The sequence below is a fragment of the Buttiauxella sp. WJP83 genome, assembly GCF_027594725.1.
In the GTDB taxonomy this organism is placed as follows: domain Bacteria; phylum Pseudomonadota; class Gammaproteobacteria; order Enterobacterales; family Enterobacteriaceae; genus Buttiauxella; species Buttiauxella selenatireducens.
Map to the genome: position 1 here is coordinate 1440437 of NZ_CP110080.1, position 16367 is coordinate 1456803.

Consider the following 16367-nt stretch of genomic DNA (forward strand, 5'->3'; position numbering starts at 1 on the left):
TGTAAGCGTTTTTAAGGCTTGTTTTTAGCTAAGGTAGGCAAAGGTATTACCTACCTAATTTTGAGGTCTTAAAATGGCTTAGAATGCGTTACAATGGCTTATTTGAAGGGTTTTTAGAGAATTTCAAAAAGTCCGAGACTTTCTAAATGCTTTTCAGCCTTATCATTAAGAAAGGCGTTTAAATACTCTCCGTTATTACATTCAAACTTATAGTAAGAATCTTTATCAGTTCCCCACAATTCATTATCTTCAATCAGATCCTGAATGAGATTAAACATTTTAATTGTCTTAATTTTATGTGTAATCACTTTCATTACCTAACCCCATTAATGCGAGGTGTAGTAATATCTGCTTGGTGTTTCTGTGCTGCTAAAATAGTCTCATAGTTAACGGCTTTATTTTTTACTGCTACCTCTTGCGCCTTAACCTGAATTTCATTAGCTTTATTCTGTGATTCAGTCATAATCTTTTGCATCTTAGCAGCACTATCAGCCTGATCTTTAGATACTGTATTATGTGCCTCTAGTGTTGCTTTCTCTGCTTCACTTAGAAGTTTCTGAACCTCTGCGCCAATCTTCCAGTTATTCAGAATTTCAGCTTGTAATGCTACGCTATGGCGTTCTGATTCAATAGCCTGCGCTCTTGCCTGTTCTTCTGCTGCATGAGGATCTTGATTCTGTGAAGGATCAGTAAGGTACTGTGTAGAATCAATATCAAATTTCTCTAGCATATCACGGGCAATAGAATAGATATTCTGAGGTGTGATAACAGGGCTATTTAACTGTGCTGCTTGAAGTACAAAAGAAGCCACATTATTTATTTGCATGTTTTGTGCAAAATCATCATGCGTTGTGTTTGTATCGACAATGAAATCATAAACATTAGGTAGTTCAGCACCACTAATAATAGATCCATCTGGAGCAAAAAGATTAAATCCTTCATCTTTAATAATCTCATAAATTTTAATCATCAGAGGATGTACTAAAGTACGCTTGATGTTATTAGTTAAACTCTTACCCTTTAGAGATTCCTGATATAGTGAAAGATAAGCAGTAGCGGTAGCTACTTGTGGAACTCCACCATCACTATTAGCAAAATCTACAGCCTGTGCTACGGTCTGTTGCATTGATTCTTTAATAGCTTCTGTAGCCACTACGAAAGATTGATCAAGGCTCATAGGCTGGAACCGTTCCAACATTTCAGGGGCGTTAACTTCAATCACTGCACCCGGTCTATTATTTAAAAGGCTCTGGCGATCATACTGACCCTTAACAGCTTTATATTGTGGCCATGTAGTTTTCATAGCTACTTGCTGTTGCATACGCTGTGCAAGGCTTAGAGCGTCCTGATAAGGCTTACATACATCAAAGAAAGACCTACCAAAGAAATTACCCTGAACAGGTTCACCCTGACCATGTACAAACGGGAAGTGTTTAATCTCTACTGGATCTGCTACTAACTCATTATGTGTAGTGATTACCTGATATTTACGGGATTCACCTTTCTTATTAGGGAAAGAAGAATAAATATAATGCTCATACAGGCAAATAGGGCGCTCATTAGGATCAGTAGAAGCACCACGATCTAAACGGTTGTTCTGTGCATAGTTAGGGTTTTGATACATGGTGGCGCTGAAATACATTTCAGGTAATTGTGTATCTTCTGTTTGCACATCAGCAGCATTTTTAATAGCTTCTTCATCAAAGCCACGTAACAGGGCTTCACCTACTGTAGTACGGATACGATGGCAAATATAACGACACTTACCAAAATCTGTAGCGTAGTTAATATCAAACCAAAGATCATTTGGTTCACACTGTTCTACTACTAATTTCTTTTCAATATTCTGTAGTGGAATTTTACCGCGTACTAGATAAATAGATTGCTCTGCTACTTGTCCTGTTTGTGGATCTTGCTGCTTAATCTTTTCTTCTTTCCACTCAAAAGCACCCTTAGACCCTGAACCATTCAAGAAGCCTTTAGGCGCTGCAATGTTCCAACCTTCAGCAAGTTCACCCATAAAGGCGGATAACTCGATCCAATCTTCTACGCTTGCTACTTCCTTGTGTGTTACTTCATCTACAAAGACTTTAAGGAAAGCATCACCAGTTACTAGAATCTCTTTAAAAGCATTCTCTAAGATCCCGTAACCATCCTGATCACGTAGGAAGATTTTATTAATGTTATATTCTACCAGTGCTTCTACTACTGGATTCTTTCTAAAGCCACGGTTACGGAAAGCTACGGCTAATGAATCATCAGTAGTGAAAGAATCTAGTAGCTGTGGTAGTGCTGCTTTAACAGCATTGAACAATACAGGCTCTACGTACTCTTGATGACCTACTTTAAACGTATCACCGCCTGTAACATCACTAGAATTTTTAGTAGTGGCTGCTGGTAGCTGTGCTGTGTAGTACAGATAAGCGTTATTAAACTTCATCATATTAAGAGAGCGATAACTATCACCCTCATTTTTAGAATGGAAACACTGATCTAAAAGTCGTTCTTTCCATTCTTCTTTATTCTTACTAACTTGTTTTGCTAGAATATCTACTAGCGGTTTACTGTTTGCCATTCCTTAGCAATCTCCCTTTCTAATCCCTTATAAGGCAATTAGAAGTTATTAAATTGTACGGTATCAAAAGATCTAAACTGACAAGAAGCCATATTAGATCTATCACTCCAGTTACAGCCCTTATTATTAATAAGGCTCATAACTGCATATCGTGAAGCATCAATAGTATGATCTGCGCCACTTGGTTTAACTTCATTTGTTACGGGGTTATGTTTCCAGTAATAACTACGCTTCTCTTTAAACCAGTGATAACAGGATTCTTTAATTTTTAATTGCCCCTGATTAAACATCAAACGCATTTCCTCTAAACCTGTATCAATCTGCCTTACTGATTTGTTGTTATTATTGAATTTAGTAATCTGTAATTGTGAGTCAGTAGGATTACGGAAGATCAAAGCAGGTGAAGTATTAACACCCATACGCTGTAAGATCTTACCTTTCGTATCATTTGCGCTACTGCTCATTCCTGAATCATGAGGGTTAATTACAGGCACTGCACAATATTCAGATTTTAAAATAAACTGTGCAAGGTTTTCAGGGCTTCTAGCTTCTTCACTTTGATCAAAATAATATTCATCTATCACATAATATTTATCATTATCTGGATCATAAACAGCGATAACTAGAACCGTAGGATCTTTAACGTTACCCCAATCAATAGCCGCTACTACTTGCCAGTGTGCAAGAGGGTAGACGTTTTCACACCTAATCAATTCATCAGCTATAGTAAATACTGCACCAGTACCAAAAATTGGAATACCTTTAATACGCATTTCCCTTTGATATTCTGGAATAGCTGCAATATGTTTTTCTAACTGTTCTGGTGTGAATGTTGGATTGTCATAAACACTTGCTGTTTGCAAATACAATACGCCTGATTCGTCGTTATCAAACATTTCATTTAGTGGCGTGTTCGTTATGTTCAGTGTAGTACGCTACTACTACACCCGTTATTATTTCTGTATAGTCTCCAACCTTTGCAAGTTTGATATTTACCCTTAACCATTTTAGAGAAGTTGCCCCAATCAAGATTATTCTCACTACAGAATGTGCGTAACCCTCTAACGTGGATTACTTCACCTGCTGGAGAAATAAGATCTAATTCTTTCTTAACAGTGTTATAAAAACCTGTATCACTTGACTGTTTCATGTTCATCTTTTGATCACCCCATTTGAGATTATCCAAACTAAAGTTAGTTCGGTTATCATCTAAATGAAGTACCTGATCAAATTGCTTAGGGTTATCAATAAATGCTTTTGCTAATTCAACATGAATCATAGCTTTCTTTGTTTTAGCACCTCTGCCTTTATCTAGGCGCAAGGTAACGCAAGGATAGCCACCGTTATTTAATTGGTGTTTGATTGTGTTTAATGTTTCTTTGTTTCTAACTTCACCATTCTGATTAATTTCAAACAAAGGTGCATTAGCAATAGTTTTAAATACTTCCATGTGTATTAACTCCTTATAGAGTAGAAATAATAACTGCTATACATTTCTGTATAGTCCAGACTATATCTTAACTAATTAAATTAGTTTCTCCCGTTTCCATGCGCTTGCATGTACGCCTTGCGGCTAGTCGTTGAACGTTCCTATAAATAGGCTTCGCTGCTGATTGTCTTTAACTTAATAGTAAGAGTTTCCAGCAATTAGAGAGATTTATACAGAGCTAATATCAACCCTGTTCTGGTGTGGCTGTGAAGATTAGAAAACCATCTACACCGTTACCACCTGCATTAAGCAAACGTGTTTTAATCTGGCTGTATATCTCTAAGGATCTGTGTTCTGGTTCTTCATCGAACATACAGCCCCTTACTTTCTGACCCATCATTACAGCTTCATTTTGTGAACCATAGAAGTTAAGCGTATTGATTGATCCATCTTTATGACGTACACAAATAGATTTAACTGCGTTACCATCACGGCTAATAGAATCTAAATCTAAACAATCGCGGGGTAATGCGCCTGATCCTATTTCCTCTAATATCTTAGCGTTTTCTGTTCCTAGTAATTCCTTTTGAAGAACACGCCGTACAGAGTCTAAAGTAACACCTACACACCAGTAAGTATGACCACCATCAGGAACTACTAAGCCTTGCCACCAATCAGGGTAACGGCCTGTAAGGTGCATAGCAAATTCATTAGCAGCACCAAAAGTTTTACCACACCTGTTACCGGCTCTTAGATAGCGTATGTTATGTTCTTTACCAGCAGCCATAAATTTACGCTGATAAGGGAAGGGATCAAAGTATTCAATACGATTGTATTTTTGAAATGCTTTTACCCTTTGCTGTGTTTGTTTTAATTCAGTGAGAAGATCTAATAGTTCCTCATCGGAAAGGGTAGAAAGATCAATCATATTACTTAACCGCTTTAAGCTGGCTTACTAGCTCTAGCATGTTACGTACTTCACCCTCTGCCTGATCACGGCTTGTAATTGTCTCTACCACATCTTCATAATGTTCTTCTGACACTGTTTGATAGAGGTAAGAACCAATCTTAGCAATAATATTAATTAGCTCTGACATCTTCACTGATTCAGGATTATTATCTAAGCGGTTATTAATCTCTGTTACTGCTTTAAAAATAACATTTGTATTCATTAGGTGTTTGCGTAACTGTTCATTACGTTCACGAGTGCTTTTATTAATAGCACCCATTTTACGCCCACCTTCACCTTTTTTAAGTGGGATTAGATTAGCTGTATTCATTGTGGTTTATCTTCCTTGATATGGGTTAATAAAAAGAAAAAGCCACTAATAATAAATACACACCCTTACACCGAAAGAAGGGAGCATAGTTATTAGAAGTGGCTTTAAATAGTGCCTACATTTAGTTTTTATTCACCCTTTGTAGTAGGGCTTTCTTTTTTGGTTTAATAAGGCGGGAAGCATAACCCGCAGATACTGACAATAGGAGATCGCTTTTTAAATACTGCTTTCAATAAACTTAGAAAGTGAAGGAGGGAAAATAAATGTATTAGGGTATAACAGATCCTTTACTTTCCATGTTGCAAAGATTGCTTCATCCTCTGTATCAAACAACCCAATGTAACGAGTTTTACCACCTAAACTAACTTGAGCTTTATAACGATTACATTTTCTAGTTTTATTATAGATAGTTGTTACTTTGATCTTATTGAATCGTTTAGGGTGAGTGATAGTTTGTACAGAAGATTTATCAATATCTTTAAGATTCTTAAAGCGATAATCTGTTTTATCTTCTGAATCAATGAACACGTTTTCACACCATTCCCCAGTAACAAACCAGTACATAACATGGTGTGCTTTATATGCTTTAGCTTTATAGGTAATATCTGTAAATCCTGTAGTGCGGTTAGCACCAACTTTACTACAACCTAGTTTAGCAATTCGTTTCTTATTCTCTGGAATACTTTTCCAGTAAAAATAACCATCTTCACCAATAGTAAGAAGTTCTTTTAATCCTTCATCTGGCTTATTCACTTTAATTCCCTCGGTTGTACATCCATCACGACAATAGAACGTGTTTTATTATGTAGACCATTGTCACCATAATGGATATAAATTAAATCATTCTCTACAAACTTTGCTAACATGTAATTGATGTTAGGCAACTCATGTTTTTGTAGGTTGTACTTATTCAGTAGATGATCAATGATTCTACTGTTAGTAGGATTGTAATTCTTTCCATTATCTACAGCCCAATAGTAACCACGGTGTAGGTACTTAAATACATCCTTTTCTATTTCCGTATATTGCATTATCCGTAGATCCTTTTAATTGAGATGTTTAATTCTGGTTCTTCATATTTCATAGTAGATCCAAAGATATAATTAAAATCTTTCTCTTTAATCTGAGAACCCATAGAGCGTACATAGCTATATGCTTCATCTCCTGATCTAAATTCAGGAACCACGGTTAAGCTAGACACTGAATCAGCCTTAACAGGCTGTGACACTGTAGAAAGGAAAGACACTGTAGAAGGGCTATCCATTTCAATTTCTTTTTCTTTAACATAAGCTGTAGCTTTAGATTCAAATGGTTTCATTTCTTCTACTCCTTCTTCCTCTATTACTTCTTTAATCTTATCTTTAATATTATGAATAGTATTATCCATATTCTTATAGAGTGCTGTTGGCTGCACCTCTAGAGGTGAACTCATTGCACTAGGGGGTGAAGTGGCTTCACTAGGGGGTGAACTCATTGCACCTCTAGTATCTTCAACTCCCCATTCATTAACTGTATAAATGTTGCTGTTATTGTATTGACGTTGCTTTTTAATAAGCCCCATCCTTTCTAGTTCTGCTGTATTGTCGATTACTGCGCGTTTGCTTATTCCTATTTCATCAGCGATATACTGATTAGATGGAAATGCTTTTCCCGCGTTCTCTTGAAAACCTAACAATACACAATAAACTAACTTTAAATTCTGTGTTATCTTACCCTTGCAAGGTGTTCTCATTACCTTGTGATAAGATTTAATAAACGTATTACTTACTTGTTCCTTCATCTTTAGCAATCCTCTTTGATTCCTCAATACCTAAAGTGTACGCAACATGACAAGCTACCAACTCACGAATATATTGATAAGCGTTCATATCGTTTTCATTAGCAATCTTAATAACCTGATCAAACAAGCGATCATTAAATTCAATGTTTGCTTTCATTATTCCTCTCTATTCTTCATTACAAATTCAAAGAATTTATAGAACCTTTCAAACTCTATTTCTTTCTTTTGAAACATAATAGCCATTTCTATTAGATTCTTAGTGTAGTAATACATAGAGCAATCATTAGCTAGAGCTATATCATTCAGATCGTGTAACTGTTCACGGGTTAGCCTAATGCTAATTTCCTTTTCATCAGCGTATGGATCTGAACTCTGTTTAAATCGTTTCTCTCTAGTAGGAGAGCTATTAGCAGTTATCACAATGGCTACCTCTAGATAAAGGTAAGGGAGAGAATCTTATGGGTTTTTACCACTCTCCCTAATTCCTTAATTACATTCTATTTATATAGTAAATTGTGTATACACTGGCAATAAATTATAGGGTTTATATTAAGTGTATGTGAACGTCATATACATTGAAAATGTATAATTATCTAACGAACATAATAGATATATAGGATATACTTAGATCGCTTGAAAACATCTATAAACTTTCTTTTAATTATCTTCTAAATGATCTAAAAATCTCTGTTATGTGACGACATAATACAGAGGGGTTATTCCTCACAAGCAATTGACTAACACGGAAGGAAAGAAGAAAAGATAAACCACGTAGTGATAAGATTATTCCTCACTCACTATTACGTGTTCAATATTCCTTATGGTAAGGTGTGGTGAATAAGCTGGACGATGTGAGCAATAACATTATCAATTGAAGTTAACGTTAATCCCTCTGGTGTGCGATGTAAGAAAAAATAATAACTAGCCACCTAATAATGATCCTGCTAACTATTATTATCTATCGTGCAGGGTCGGTTCTCTCCATAACTTAATTGGCCTTCAACTCACACACATAATAACACGATCATGATCCAATGTGCAAGCACTTTATTTACTGATACGCGGTTTAGCTGTGTGACGTGGCACAAGAGGGAACCTATTCACACCGTTCACTGTGAACAGATACGGCTAAGTGATTGAATGAATAGAGATTAACCCATACTTAAACAGACTGTGCCTAGTCATCCCATTCGTTTAGCCGTCTAAACGTCCAGACATCTAGAAGGCCGGAAGGCTAGAGGGCTAGAAGTCCAGGCGGATCAGACACACCCCCCGCCCCCCACTTTCCCTTTTAGCCTGTGCTTTTATTTTTATCGGTTCTGATATAGAAAATTTTTAAATCAGAAATAATCGCCCAGTAACAATGAGTTAGCCCCTCACTAAAAATTTTTAATGCTATGTATTGCAATCATGAGATCATGATCATACACTGTTTGCAGTTAGGTTAATTGAGAGGGTTGTAAAATGTTTATTCCTGTATGGGTTCTGGTAGTTTGTGTAGTCGGTTGCATCAGTGCAATGATTCAGTATCACAAGGCAGTAGATCAGGTTGCTAAACTGAAAGAACAAAACAAAGAAATTACTAATTTCCTTAGTGTGCAAAGTAGGAAATTAAAGAACCTTCACAATGTTGCACAAAGTAATAGAACCAGTATACACCTTAAAGAAATGATTGAATCAGGGCATAAGCTAGATATTGCTAATTTCAAATTAAACTCTATTGATCCAGATGCAGACTTTTTAAAACATTGTGAAGCAGAGAGAGTTAGAAACGAGCATTCAGAAAACTTTAAAATGTATAAGCAGCGTTTAGAAAATGGTATTGATGATTTAACTAGAGGGATCATAGGTGTTTATGATTACAATACTGATTACTCACCTCTTAGGGCTAAGTAATGTTTAAATACAGTGCTAAAGAGATTCACAATAAACCATTGCACCACCTCTTACAGAATGGCTATAGGTTTTCTTTAGTCAGTGCTACAGGTGCAATCTTAAAGAGTGTGCGCTATTCGTATCAACTGGAGACAATGAAAAAGAGTTTCCCACGGTCTAAAATAGTAGAGATTAAGGATCTGTTAATTCATGACTAATGCACATATTAGCGCTATTTTATTTCTTACAGGTTTTATTATTGCTCTGAGTCTGCACATATGAAAGGATGTTTGTTTATCCTGTTAGTGTGCCTGTTCTTCTGGTTCAGTGTAATTAGTTCTATCTATTTTTATTAATGTACAAACATGATCTCATGATCATAAATGGAGGGTTTAAGATGATTACCGTGCTAATTATCCTTGCTGTACTACCTTTGATCTAAATCAATCTTTACTTAAATTGACACATTCACCGCGTTTATTTATTTGTGTCTAAAAATAAGTCTATCGTATATTTGTTTAAACCTTGAATAGTTTACTTGGGTAATTAAAAAATGAAAAAGATGTTAATGATTGTAGTAGCTTCTTCTGTTGTCCTGCTTGCTGGCTGTTCTACTCCTGAACAACGTAGGGCAGAGTGTGAGGCGCAAGGTATCTCTAAAGATACTTGCTATCTTGCTGAGGTTCAGCACAAGGAAGCGATCAACACTGCCGCATATAACGCACAATGGGCTAATGCCCGTGATGCAGCAGCAGGTACAGGTATTTGGGCTAAGAAGAAAAAGAAATGAAAGGGTTAATATTTTCAGCCTGTTTAGCTCTTTGCGGCTGTGCTGATTCTGTACCCGTGCAATCCTTTGTTACTCCGTTTGTGCCTCATGTATCGCGTTCTAATGCGGAAATAATCGCACGATACAAGAAAGCTAGAGAAAATGGATTTAGTCACGGTTCAGCGTATCAGTACGCAAGAGGGGATCGGACATACACCGATGAACAGCTAGACGTGATCGGACTAACTGAAATGTTAGGTAGTGTGCAATTAGTTTAAAGCGATAGTAAGCCTGTTAGTAGTTGATTTCTACAGCCTTTAGTTACCTGTTCGCGTAGGTTCTAGAGGCTTTTTTACGTCTGCATGAAAAACTAGTTGCAAGGTATCATGATCACATTGTACTATCTTCTCATTGAGGGCGCATAGGGCGCTTGAATCTTTGAGAGGTAGTAAAAATGTTTGATTTAAACTCTGTAGTAACTGGTCTGGTACATGCTCTTGAATCTATCCGTAATGAAGATCCAGAAGTACGGGAAGAAGGCTATAAACTGTTCAATGCTGAAAACAATGAACTGAAAGGGAACACCACTGTAGATAGTGAAGATTTCCGCGCTGTTCTGGTTCAGATGGGTATTGATATTCCGCGTTTTCAGGATGATTTTGCTACTGCTGAAAAGTTCATCCATGATCGCTATAACGCAGAGTGTGAACAGAAAGCAGAGTTAGCGAAAGCTACCGCCTTTGCTTCTACCGTGATTGATGAAATGAAACAGCAGGTAGAAACAGCAGCAGGTACGGATCGTAAAGCTATTATTGCTGGTGTGTCGGTTGATGTGTTCATAGCTATCACCAACTACGAAAACAACCGCGATGTAGAAAAACGTGCAGAGAAACAGGCTAAAGCAGGTGCTGAAATGGCACACCAGACGGGCGACACTGTAGCGATCGTAATGCTCGATCCTGTACGTAATGCTGCATTGTGGGAGCGTACAGAGCGTGTAGCTAAAGAGGCTGGTTTACCTCACACCCTGCCGTTTATCAAAGTAGATGGGCACACCCGCGCCTATGGCTGGAAAACTCCACACCCTAAAGAAGCAGGTAAACACCTGTTTAAACGTCCTGAATGCCTGTTCTTAACCGTGTACAAGAATCAGGAAGATCAGGAGATCTATCAACTGGTGCAAGACTATTGCAGCGGCGTTAACAAGGCTACTAATGGTGAGTTACAGCAAATGGGGATGAAGCGTGTAGAGTTTTCCCCTCAATCTGACTTCATCAAAAAAGATAGCTGGAAAACAGCTTTCCGTACTATCAAGCCTGAGTACGGTAAAGATGTAGATTTAGCTATTGAGACTTTCCGTGATGAACTGGAGGCTATCGACGCTGCAAACATCCAGACCAAAACCACACACCGTAAATTATCTGGTGTACGTGCTGCTATGATCACCACCTATAACGCTAAAGCGGTTGGTAAGTGGCGCGGGTTCTGGTCTATGTTCTTCAACCCTAAAACCCGTTCTGATCTGTTCCTTGATTTGCTGGAATGGTTAGAAATGAACTCTACAGAATCTTCCCGCAAGGTTAAGGAGAAAGTAGAGGAAGCATTTGCAGCGCACACCGGAAAGCCTGTAGCGGCTGCTAACTGTGATTCAGCAGAGGAAACGCAAGTAGCCTAAGATTGAACAGTGAAAGGGAAGGGCTACGGATAGCCACACCCTTTACAGTGTCCGATTGTTTAATGAGGTTTAAAATGGGTAAGTTTGAATTTCTGTTTTCTTGTGCTGAACGTGCAGTAGATGAAGTTAAGGAAGTAAACAAGGCTATAGACGTTTTGACGGCAGAAGCTAACATAGTTGCTTTACGTTTCCTGATTGGTGCAAAAGAAACTCACAAACAGTTTTTCAATGGAATGATTGATGAAATGAGTGAACTACCTGATCCGCTTACAGATGAACAAGCAACACAAGTAGCAGATCTGATAGAACAAATGGAAGAACTATAATTAGGTGGGGCGGGTTAATTCCCGCCTTTTCTATTGGAAAAGATCATGATACAATACGGCTTTGTTAGGTAGAGGATTAGAGACAATGGCAGGTAACAGAAGGCCGGAAGGTAAATCCGCTTTGCAGGTGTGGATCGATGATGAAACACACATGAAGTTCAAAATGCTTTGCACTATGCGAAAGCTGAAAATGACGCAAATCACGGAAGAATTAATTAACGAATACGTAGCCAGAGAAACAGATAAAATCTCATGGATGCAAAAAGCTATCAGAGATAGCAAAGAGAGTTAATGAAACTTAGTAATGATGCACCACGGCTACGCCGTCTGTATCTTCTCCTTTGTGACAAGGCACGGGAAAGGAACGGCAAGCCGTCCAGACTATCAGACACAAAACAGGGATATGAGAATCACCATATTCAGCCTGTGAAGTGGGGAGGGGTAGATCATCGGCATAACCTGATCAGATTTACCTACCGTGAACATTACGTAGCTCACCTGATTCTATCCGCGTTAATGGGTTCTAAGTTCAATATGAACGGGGGATCTAGTCGTGGTTATGCAGCGATGAAGGAGAGCATACGCGAGAAACTAAAGGCACTGGCAATAACACCAGAAGCCATAGCGCGAGCAGCAGAGAGGGCAAAGGTTCAGGACAATAGCCAACGGGCAAAACCTACTAAGCATAGTAACGGCTTGCGTAGTGAGTCACTGAAAGGGAGAGTTTACACTTGCCCCCATTGCGGGAAGGAGGGCGGGGGCGGTATGCTTAGGTGGCACTTTGACAGGTGCAAATTTAGAAAATAGGCGGTGTGAATTCACACTTAGGAGGGGTGAAAATACTTTATAAAACAGGTATTTACACCCTATGACTGTTACCCCATGACGATGCGCTACCAGGCTGCGCTACGTGCCGACTGAAAAATAATACTACCTATTTTGCCATTGTTTGCAAGATTACACGTTGCTAACTGGTTCATAAATAAACAATCAATTGGCGATGAAGCGTTTCTCGTCGGTCAGGACTTGCAGCAATAAACCCAGCTGTGGCTTGGTTTCTTTGATGGTTTCGCCTTTCAAATCGTACATCCGATAGTTGCCGTTGTTATCGAGCACTAACGTCATGGTCGGCAAAGTAATCGCAAGGCTATTATTGTCCGCACCCACTACCCAGTTATTACGTCGAGTTGCAGCAAACAGGTCTTCACCTTGTGAATACTCATTCGCTGGGTTTTTGACGTGCAGCAGACGTTGCATCAACGTGGTCATCACATCCTGATGATCGGTGAGTTTTGCGATGTTTTGCGCTGGAGTACCCGGCCAATGAATAACCAGAGGTACCTGAATACGCGAGCGCGACCAGGCGAAAGAATCCTGCTCTTTACCCAGTGGTACACCGTGACCTGCGGTAATGATCACCACCGTATTCTGGAGTTTTCCGGAAGCTTCCAACGCATCCAGCACGCGTTTAATTTGCTCATCAACGTTACCTGCCGCACGGGTATAGCGACGCGTGAAGGCTTGCTGATTGCTGTCTGCCGTGATGTTGGTGCCATTAAAGGCAACCCAGGAGAACCAGCGGTTATCGTCAGAGGCGTATTGAGTCAGCCAGTTAATCCATTGCGAAGCAGTTTGTGCGTCAGACTGGCTTTGCGCAGAAGGCAAAGAGAAGTCAGATAACAAAGCCTGGCGATACATTGAAGAATCGAAGCCATCGGAAGCAAAAAGCCCCAATTGATAGCCTTGCTGGTTCAATGCCGTAATCAATGCCGCAGGGGTGCGGGAGGATAAAACACCGTCCATGTAGGCCGGCGAGATACCATAGAACAGGCCAAAGATGCCGTTATCGGTACCATTACCCGCGCTCATATGCTGCGTGAAGTTAATGTTGTTGCTTGCGAATTGGCTCAGATTCGGCAGATCTTTCTGTGCATGTTCGGCATTCAGACCATCGACAGTAATCAGCAATACATTACTGCCCGTTCCCATATCGCGGAATTGCAGGTCACTCAGCGGATACTGTACCGAAACGGCTTCAGGATTACCCTGTTCCACGAGGCGGCGCTGGTACTCTTTCGCATCCAGCAGGCCATGTTTTTCGAGGAAGCGGCGGGCCGTCATCGGGTAAGAAAGTGGGAGGTTCGCGCGCTGCATGGTAATCGGGCGATAGAAATTCGCATCTGCCCAGATATACATAATGTGGCTGCTGAAGAAGGCGACAAAGAACAGCACGACGACCGGTTTTGCATAGTGCCTGCGACGCCCGAGGCTGCGCAGTTTCTGCCAACTCCAGGTCGCAAACAGCATTTCAATCAGTAAAATCACCGGCACGCTGATAAACATCAGCTGCCAGTCTCGTGCCATCTCACTCTGGTCTGGGTTAATCACCAGTTCCCAGACAATCGGATTAAGATGGAGATGGAAACGAGTAAAGACTTCACTGTCGATAAGCAGCAGCGTCATACCTGCGGTGGCAAGCGCTGCAGAGACAAAACGCATCAAACGTTGTGACATCACAACAAACGTCAACGGGAAGAGGATCAGCAAATAGGTGGCGAAGACCACAAAGCTGAAATGGCCGATAACCGTCAACCAGGAATAAATACGACCCGTGAGCGTTGTCGGCCAGTCGGCGACAAACAGATAGCGGCTACCCAGCAGCGTTGCCAGCAGGATATTGAACAGGGCGAACCAATGTCCCCAACTGACCATCTGGGAAACTTTTTCGCGGTAGCGCTGACGGTTAGTCACCATAACGTGTAACTACGATCCCTTAATGAGCTTTGTCTTCGCTCACGGAGGCTTGCAACGCCTCAGCGAAAGAGCGAGCCAGCGAGCGACGCTGAGCAGAAGCTACGCTGGTATTAATCAGGTTGGTGACCATATTTCCCAGTACCATCAGGGAAAGATCGGTTGGCGTTTGGTGCTTTTCCAGCACGCTTGCCAGTTCACTCAACAGTTCTTCGACGCGTTCGTCACTATAACGGGATATTTGTGGCATAAATTAACAATCAATTAGAATCGGGAAAGGGCGTTATCTTACCGTAGCAGGCGCGATTTTTCTGCTTTTTTATCTCCCCGTCATACTTTGAGTCACAGGTGCGTTGGCTGCTCTCCCTCACCCGAATCACTTACTAAGGTAAGCTCATCGGGATTTACTCAATTGCCGCCTTCCTGAGCCTCAAATTATTTAGGGGATGGAGATGTTGCAGAAGGCTTCTGGCAATGGTTGAATACCGCCGAGTCTAAAAGGAGAGTTTATCATGAGTCTGGATATCAACCAGATTGCCTTACACCAGTTGATCAAACGCGGCGAACAGACACTTGAAGTTGTGCTGCGCGATTCTCTGTTGGCAACGAACGGCGCCGTAGAAGAAATGATGGCCGAATTGCACCGCGTCTACAGTGCAAAAAATAAAGCATATGGTCTGTTCAGCGAAGAGAGTGAATTAGCGGAAGCGTTGCGCTCGCAGCGTAAAGGCGAAGAGGATTTCCTGGCGTTCAGTCGTGCTGCGACGGGGCGCTTACGTGATGAGCTGGCGAAGTATCCTTTTGCTGACGGCGGCATCGTGCTGTTTTGCCAATACCGTTATTTGGCCGTGGAATATTTGCTGGTGGCGGTGCTGAATAATTTAAGCAGCATGCGTGTCAACGAAGAGCTGGATATCAGTTCCACCCATTATCTGGACATCAACCACGCAGATATCGTGGCGCGTATTGATTTGACCGAATGGGAAACCAATCCTGAATCCACTCGTTACCTGACTTTCCTGAAAGGGCGAGTAGGGCGCAAAGTGGCCGATTTCTTTATGGATTTCCTGGGTGCCAGCGAAGGTTTGAACGCCAAAGCGCAAAACAAGGGCCTGTTGCAGGCGTTAGATGATTTCACTAACGAAGCGCAACTGGATAAAAACGAGCGTCAGGCTGCGCGTCAGCAGGTTTATGCGTATTGCAATGAGCAGCTCCAGGCGGGAGAAGAGATCGAGCTTTCTTCACTTGCGGATGAGTTGCCGTGGGCAGTTGATGATAAAAACTTCCAGCAGTTCACTGCTGATAAAGGCTATGAGCTGGAAGAGAGTTTCCCGGCTGACCGTAGTACGTTGCGTCAGTTAACCAAATTCGCCGGTAGCGGTGGTGGGTTGACGATTAGCTTTGATTCGATGTTATTAGGCGAACGCATTTTCTGGGATCCCGCGACCGATACGCTGACCATTAAAGGCACACCGCCGAATCTGCGCGATCAGTTGCAGCGCCGGAGCTCTGGTAAGTAACCATAAAAAAACCCGCCGAGGCGGGTTTTTTTTCGAGCTAAATTCGCGATCAAGCGCGAACGAAGTCGATGTGGCTCAGTTTTGGCTTGAACGGGTGACGCTGAACAGCCTGAACTTTAACCTTAACTTCTTTACCGTCTACAACCAGAGTCAGAACTTCTTCGTAGAAACCTGGTTTAGTTTGCAGGTTCATTACGTTGTCGTGATCCAGTTCGATAGAGATCGCAGCTTCGGAACCACCATAGATGATTGCCGGGAATTTGTTAGCTGCACGCAGGCGGCGGCTCGCACCCTTGCCCTGCTCTTTGCGTTCTACTGCATTGATAGTAAACATTAACTGTTTCTCTCTTAAATAATCCTGTTACAGGCGACCCAGCAACAGGTAAG

Annotated in this window: 19 protein-coding genes; 6 read left to right on the forward strand and 13 right to left on the reverse strand. The window is 40.8% G+C overall.

Annotation, left to right across the window (positions count from 1 at the left end):
* Positions 1–113: 113 nt before the first annotated feature.
* The 10 genes from OH773_RS06735 to OH773_RS06780 all read right to left on the reverse strand — a co-directional run bounded on the left by OH773_RS06735 (position 114) and on the right by OH773_RS06780 (position 7484).
* A complete protein-coding gene (locus OH773_RS06735; RefSeq protein WP_270144171.1) occupies positions 114–314 on the reverse strand; it encodes a hypothetical protein in 201 nt (66 codons plus the stop codon).
* Positions 314–2575: a portal protein gene (locus tag OH773_RS06740; RefSeq protein WP_270144173.1), complete on the reverse strand. Its 2262-nt coding sequence runs from the start codon at positions 2573–2575 to the stop codon at positions 314–316. The genes OH773_RS06735 and OH773_RS06740 overlap by 1 nt, the downstream gene beginning before the upstream one ends.
* Positions 2576–2613: 38 nt before the next feature.
* Positions 2614–3471 carry a phage terminase large subunit family protein gene (locus tag OH773_RS06745; RefSeq protein WP_270144175.1) on the reverse strand — a complete coding sequence of 286 codons (858 nt, stop codon included), beginning with the start codon at positions 3469–3471 and terminating at the stop codon, positions 2614–2616.
* A 26-nt stretch (positions 3472–3497) separates the two neighbouring features.
* Positions 3498–4025 carry a hypothetical protein gene (locus OH773_RS06750; protein ID WP_270144177.1) on the reverse strand — a complete coding sequence of 176 codons (528 nt, stop codon included), beginning with the start codon at positions 4023–4025 and terminating at the stop codon, positions 3498–3500.
* Positions 4026–4248: 223 nt separating this feature from the next.
* Entirely contained in the window at positions 4249–4932 is a 684-nt protein-coding gene (locus tag OH773_RS06755) for a terminase large subunit domain-containing protein (protein ID WP_270144179.1), read from the reverse strand.
* Position 4933: 1 nt separating this feature from the next.
* The gene (locus OH773_RS06760; protein ID WP_270144181.1) at positions 4934–5284 is read right to left on the reverse strand and encodes a hypothetical protein; all 351 of its coding nucleotides are present in this window, start codon (positions 5282–5284) and stop codon (positions 4934–4936) included.
* Positions 5285–5500: 216 nt separating this feature from the next.
* Complete coding sequence (locus tag OH773_RS06765; protein WP_270144183.1) at positions 5501–6037, reverse strand: hypothetical protein; 537 nt, start codon at positions 6035–6037, stop codon at positions 5501–5503.
* A gap of 277 nt (positions 6038–6314) precedes the next feature.
* Complete coding sequence (locus OH773_RS06770; protein ID WP_270144184.1) at positions 6315–7064, reverse strand: helix-turn-helix domain-containing protein; 750 nt, start codon at positions 7062–7064, stop codon at positions 6315–6317.
* Positions 7045–7221, reverse strand: coding sequence for a hypothetical protein (locus OH773_RS06775; protein WP_270144185.1), 177 nt, complete (start codon positions 7219–7221; stop codon positions 7045–7047). The genes OH773_RS06770 and OH773_RS06775 overlap by 20 nt, the downstream gene beginning before the upstream one ends.
* Positions 7221–7484: a hypothetical protein gene (locus OH773_RS06780; protein WP_270144187.1), complete on the reverse strand. Its 264-nt coding sequence runs from the start codon at positions 7482–7484 to the stop codon at positions 7221–7223. Before OH773_RS06780 ends, OH773_RS06775 begins: the two co-directional genes overlap by 1 nt.
* 1044 nt (positions 7485–8528) lie before the next feature.
* On the opposite strand from OH773_RS06780, the gene OH773_RS06785 reads away from it, so the two are divergent.
* The 5 genes from OH773_RS06785 to OH773_RS06805 all read left to right on the forward strand — a co-directional run bounded on the left by OH773_RS06785 (position 8529) and on the right by OH773_RS06805 (position 12001).
* Positions 8529–8960: a hypothetical protein gene (locus tag OH773_RS06785; RefSeq protein ID WP_270144189.1), complete on the forward strand. Its 432-nt coding sequence runs from the start codon at positions 8529–8531 to the stop codon at positions 8958–8960.
* Positions 8961–9492: 532 nt separating this feature from the next.
* Positions 9493–9729 carry a hypothetical protein gene (locus OH773_RS06790; protein WP_270144191.1) on the forward strand — a complete coding sequence of 79 codons (237 nt, stop codon included), beginning with the start codon at positions 9493–9495 and terminating at the stop codon, positions 9727–9729.
* Between the two features lie 433 nt (positions 9730–10162).
* A complete protein-coding gene (locus OH773_RS06795; RefSeq protein ID WP_270144193.1) occupies positions 10163–11383 on the forward strand; it encodes a hypothetical protein in 1221 nt (406 codons plus the stop codon).
* Positions 11384–11457: 74 nt separating this feature from the next.
* A complete protein-coding gene (locus OH773_RS06800) occupies positions 11458–11709 on the forward strand; it encodes a hypothetical protein (RefSeq protein WP_270144195.1) in 252 nt (83 codons plus the stop codon).
* Positions 11710–11794: 85 nt separating this feature from the next.
* Entirely contained in the window at positions 11795–12001 is a 207-nt protein-coding gene (locus OH773_RS06805; protein ID WP_270144197.1) for a hypothetical protein, read from the forward strand.
* A 698-nt stretch (positions 12002–12699) separates the two neighbouring features.
* Here the strand turns inward: OH773_RS06805 and yejM are convergent.
* Both yejM and OH773_RS06815 read right to left on the reverse strand, forming a co-directional pair.
* Complete coding sequence (gene yejM / locus OH773_RS06810; RefSeq protein WP_270144198.1) at positions 12700–14463, reverse strand: LPS biosynthesis-modulating metalloenzyme YejM; 1764 nt, start codon at positions 14461–14463, stop codon at positions 12700–12702.
* Between the two features lie 19 nt (positions 14464–14482).
* Positions 14483–14710, reverse strand: a complete 228-nt coding sequence (locus OH773_RS06815; RefSeq protein ID WP_034458713.1) for a YejL family protein — start codon at positions 14708–14710, stop codon at positions 14483–14485.
* A gap of 262 nt (positions 14711–14972) precedes the next feature.
* Here OH773_RS06815 and yejK point away from each other — a divergent pair, with 262 nt between their 5' ends.
* Complete coding sequence (yejK, locus tag OH773_RS06820) at positions 14973–15980, forward strand: nucleoid-associated protein YejK (RefSeq protein ID WP_270144199.1); 1008 nt, start codon at positions 14973–14975, stop codon at positions 15978–15980.
* Between the two features lie 49 nt (positions 15981–16029).
* On the opposite strand, the gene rplY is transcribed toward yejK, so the two are convergent.
* The gene (rplY, locus tag OH773_RS06825) at positions 16030–16314 is read right to left on the reverse strand and encodes a 50S ribosomal protein L25 (RefSeq protein WP_183269964.1); all 285 of its coding nucleotides are present in this window, start codon (positions 16312–16314) and stop codon (positions 16030–16032) included.
* Between the last annotated feature and the right edge of the window lie 53 nt (positions 16315–16367).

What these genes read in the sequence shown, in the direction of transcription:
- yejM (WP_270144198.1), bottom strand. Translation starts at nt 14,463, where the DNA reads ATGGTGACTAACCGTCAGCGCTACCGCGAAAAAGTTTCCCAGATGGTC.
- OH773_RS06745 (WP_270144175.1), bottom strand. Translation starts at nt 3,471, where the DNA reads ATGTTTGATAACGACGAATCAGGCGTATTGTATTTGCAAACAGCAAGT.
- rplY (WP_183269964.1), bottom strand. Translation starts at nt 16,314, where the DNA reads ATGTTTACTATCAATGCAGTAGAACGCAAAGAGCAGGGCAAGGGTGCG.
- OH773_RS06785 (WP_270144189.1), top strand. Translation starts at nt 8,529, where the DNA reads ATGTTTATTCCTGTATGGGTTCTGGTAGTTTGTGTAGTCGGTTGCATC.
- OH773_RS06790 (WP_270144191.1), top strand. Translation starts at nt 9,493, where the DNA reads ATGAAAAAGATGTTAATGATTGTAGTAGCTTCTTCTGTTGTCCTGCTT.
- OH773_RS06770 (WP_270144184.1), bottom strand. Translation starts at nt 7,064, where the DNA reads ATGAAGGAACAAGTAAGTAATACGTTTATTAAATCTTATCACAAGGTA.
- OH773_RS06750 (WP_270144177.1), bottom strand. Translation starts at nt 4,025, where the DNA reads ATGGAAGTATTTAAAACTATTGCTAATGCACCTTTGTTTGAAATTAAT.
- OH773_RS06805 (WP_270144197.1), top strand. Translation starts at nt 11,795, where the DNA reads ATGGCAGGTAACAGAAGGCCGGAAGGTAAATCCGCTTTGCAGGTGTGG.
- OH773_RS06800 (WP_270144195.1), top strand. Translation starts at nt 11,458, where the DNA reads ATGGGTAAGTTTGAATTTCTGTTTTCTTGTGCTGAACGTGCAGTAGAT.
- OH773_RS06760 (WP_270144181.1), bottom strand. Translation starts at nt 5,284, where the DNA reads ATGAATACAGCTAATCTAATCCCACTTAAAAAAGGTGAAGGTGGGCGT.
- OH773_RS06740 (WP_270144173.1), bottom strand. Translation starts at nt 2,575, where the DNA reads ATGGCAAACAGTAAACCGCTAGTAGATATTCTAGCAAAACAAGTTAGT.
- OH773_RS06815 (WP_034458713.1), bottom strand. Translation starts at nt 14,710, where the DNA reads ATGCCACAAATATCCCGTTATAGTGACGAACGCGTCGAAGAACTGTTG.
- OH773_RS06755 (WP_270144179.1), bottom strand. Translation starts at nt 4,932, where the DNA reads ATGATTGATCTTTCTACCCTTTCCGATGAGGAACTATTAGATCTTCTC.
- OH773_RS06795 (WP_270144193.1), top strand. Translation starts at nt 10,163, where the DNA reads ATGTTTGATTTAAACTCTGTAGTAACTGGTCTGGTACATGCTCTTGAA.
- yejK (WP_270144199.1), top strand. Translation starts at nt 14,973, where the DNA reads ATGAGTCTGGATATCAACCAGATTGCCTTACACCAGTTGATCAAACGC.
- OH773_RS06775 (WP_270144185.1), bottom strand. Translation starts at nt 7,221, where the DNA reads ATGAAAGCAAACATTGAATTTAATGATCGCTTGTTTGATCAGGTTATT.
- OH773_RS06735 (WP_270144171.1), bottom strand. Translation starts at nt 314, where the DNA reads ATGAAAGTGATTACACATAAAATTAAGACAATTAAAATGTTTAATCTC.